Genomic DNA, 2875 nt, shown 5'->3' with positions numbered 1-2875 from the left:
GCGACGGCAAGGTCGCGGAGGCCGTCGGTCTCGACGCGAACAGCCGGCGGGTGGTGCGGCAGTTGCCCGGTGAAGTGCCCACCATCGGCGAGCTGTTGGACGAGCTGGAGCAGGCGCGGCGCGACAACGCCGACACTGCCGAGGCGGAGTACGCGTCCGACGGTCACCCGGAGCGGATCTCGCTGGACTGGGACAAGAGCGCGGTCGACGACGAAGCCCTGTATGTCATCAGCTCCTACGTGCCGACCGGTGGCTAGCGCGTCGATCCCTTCGTGGGTGACTCCGCGTCGGCGTGACCGGCGGCGTCGTCGGCCGCGTTCACGGAAGCCTCGTCGGACGAGTCGGAGGACTCAGGTGGCTCGGGCGACACGGTGAGGCGTGCGTGGCGTAGCGCCGGGAAAGCCGCGGCCACCACGAGGGTGGCGGCCACGCAGAACAGGCCGCCCATGACCACGGCGGCGCGGGCGCCGGTCAGTTCGGCGAGGAGGCCGACGGCGGCATTGCCGAGGGCGGGCGAGACGGTCGCCTGCACCATCCACAGGCCGCTGACCCGGCCGCGCAGTTCGTCGGGGGTGCCGTGCTGGAGGAGGGCCGAGCGCAGGGTCTCGGAGATCAGGTCGCCCAGTCCGGCGAGGGCCAGCAGGGTGAGCGCGAGCGGAAGGTAGGAGGTCGCGCCGAACCCAGTCAGTGACAGCCCCCACAGCAGGACCGCGCCGATCAGGGCGTGCCCGCCTGCCCGGCCGGTCCAGCCGCTGGTGGCGGCGCCTGTCAGAGCGCCGAGGGCGGGCGCGGCGTACAGCAGGCCCACCACACCCGGTCCGACGCCGAACTGCTGGTCGGCCAGGACCGGATAGAGCGCCTGCGGCATCGTGAAGACCGTCGCCGCGGCGTCGATGAGCAGCAGGCCCACGATGAGGCGGTGGCCGCGGACGAAGCGGACGCCGTCCGCGACCGCCGTGAACGCCTGCCGGACTCCCTTGCCCGCCTGGGCAGTTGTGGGAGGAAGTGGCCGCACGAAGTACACGGCCGCCGAGAAGACCAGGGCAACGTGAAACGACCCCTCNNCGGGCCCGTACTTCGACGAACTCTTCGACGGACTCGGGGAGGGCTGCGTCGCGTGCATGGCCTCCAGGTCCTGGATGGTGCCGCCGACCTTCTTGCGCAGCGGGCCGAGCATCTTCGGCTTCGCGCTGATGGCCCAGCGCGGGCCGACGAGGTACTTGCCCCCGTAGATGGCGGCGCTGTCCAGCCAGGTCAGCTTGTACTTCTCCTCGGGAAAGGTCGTGATGAGGTAGTCGCCCTCGGGGGTGTGGCAGACACCTTCGCGGAGTTCGTCCGCGTCGGTTCGTATCTTGACCTTGCAGCCGGTGAGGTTGGCGATCACCTCGACCTTCGCCGGCGCCACGACGGCGGCCATGGCGGCGGTCGATGGCTTGCTGTCCCCCGCGGCCTTGTCGTTGCCCCCGCCGCTGCAGGCGGTGACCAGGGGAAGAAGGGCGAGGCCGCCGATCAGGGCGGCGCGGCGCACCCCGCGGGCGGTGAAAGTGCGGCCGGTCCGTCCTCGCTGTGGCTGCTGTGACACGTACCTCTCCGAATCCGGGCTGTTCCCGTCCGCGCGAGCGGCCAGGTGTACGACAAGGGGTACGGGTGAACGCAGGCGGCCGTTCACCCGTACCCGACTGAAGGTTCTGTTCCGGACGACGAGATCGCCAGGCGGCCGGGGACGGGTACGGGAACGCCCGCCCCCGAGTGGGCCGACGGGACTCTCGCCCCGTCGGCCCACCGCATCCTGACGAGACGTCAGCTCTTGCCGAGCATCTTGTTCATCTGCTTGATCTCGGCGGTCTGAGCCGTCACGACGTCGTCCGCGAGCTTCGTGGCCGGACCGTACGTGCCGTCGGCCTGCTCGGTCTCGGCCATCTCGACGGCGCCCTCGTGATGCTCGACCATCATCGTGAGGAACATGGTGTCGAACTCGGCGCCGGACGCCTTCTCCAGCTTGCCCATGTCCGTGCCGCTCATCATGCCGGGCATGGCGGACGACATGTCGTGGTCCATGGCGCCGGACATCTCCTCGGGCACGTCCTCGCCCCACGAGGTGAGCCAGCCGGACATGGTTTTGATCTCCGGGTCCTGTGCCCCCTTGACCTTCGTGGCCAGGTCCTTGACCTCCTGCGAGGAGGCGCGGTCGGCGGCCAGTTCGGCCATGTCGACGGCCTGGCGGTGGTGCTGGATCATCTCCTTGGAGAAGTCGACGTCGGCGTCGTTGTGGTCGCCGGCCTTGGCCGAGGCGGTCGCGGTGGGGCTGGAGTCGGACTCCATGGACCCCATGTCGTGTCCTCCGCTGCCGCTGTCACTGCCGCAGGCGGCGAGGACAAGTACTGCGGCTCCTGCGGTGACGGACAGGGCGGTACGGCGGACGAGTGCGCGGTGCGCTGTCATGGTGGAACTCCTGCTCCTGGGACGGTAGGGATGAAGGGCGTGCCGGAGCGCGGCGCCGCGCCGTATGGCGGGCGACGCCTCGCGGGCCGCTCTAGATCCGCAGGAGTTGGAGTTCGGAGAGTGAGGGCGGCGCCCGGCCGCCGTCGGGACCGCTGCCGGTCGAGGCAGTACCGGCCCGTGGGACTCCGACGCAGGCCGCCACGTCGGGCAGCAGCACCGGCACCATCGCGGGCGAACCGGCGACCGAGGCGGACGCGCAGGTCGGATCGGCGTGCTGGGCGTGGCCCGTGCAGCCGCCCTCGCCGTGATCGCACTCGTCCGGCATCGACGCCACCACGCTCATGGGCGCGGCCACCGGCACCGGGTCATGATCGGAGCCCATGGGAAGCGGCCCCAGGCCGTGCATACCGACCAGGCCGAGGAGCAGCGCGCT

General features: G+C 70.8%; 5 protein-coding genes. 1 reads left to right on the top strand and 4 read right to left on the bottom strand.

Annotated elements, in window-relative coordinates; all coding sequences use genetic code 11:
* The coding region (locus AOK17_RS45685; protein ID WP_245697812.1) for a DUF6174 domain-containing protein at positions 1–257 on the top strand (257 nt) is incomplete at its 5' end.
* Here AOK17_RS45685 and AOK17_RS54225 read toward each other — a convergent pair.
* The 4 genes from AOK17_RS54225 to AOK17_RS45670 all read right to left on the bottom strand — a co-directional run.
* On the bottom strand, positions 254–910 hold the full coding sequence (locus AOK17_RS54225) for an MFS transporter (RefSeq protein WP_425424694.1): 657 nt from the start codon (positions 908–910) through the stop codon (positions 254–256). The genes AOK17_RS45685 and AOK17_RS54225 overlap by 4 nt on opposite strands.
* A 155-nt stretch (positions 911–1065) precedes the next feature.
* On the bottom strand, positions 1066–1528 hold a 463-nt coding region (locus AOK17_RS53100; RefSeq protein ID WP_245697814.1), incomplete at its 3' end, for a hypothetical protein.
* Between the two features lie 272 nt (positions 1529–1800).
* Positions 1801–2442 (bottom strand): DUF305 domain-containing protein, encoded by a 642-nt coding sequence (locus AOK17_RS45675; RefSeq protein ID WP_055618557.1) that lies wholly within the window; start codon positions 2440–2442, stop codon positions 1801–1803.
* Positions 2443–2533: 91 nt separating this feature from the next.
* A partial coding sequence (locus AOK17_RS45670; RefSeq protein WP_063997387.1) for a DUF6153 family protein occupies positions 2534–2875 on the bottom strand: 342 nt, incomplete at its 5' end.

The organism is Streptomyces phaeochromogenes (assembly GCF_001418655.1).
Lineage (GTDB): Bacteria > Actinomycetota > Actinomycetes > Streptomycetales > Streptomycetaceae > Streptomyces > Streptomyces phaeochromogenes.
Note: the sequence above shows the minus strand (reverse complement) of the source record. Positions and strands in the feature narration are given on the sequence as shown.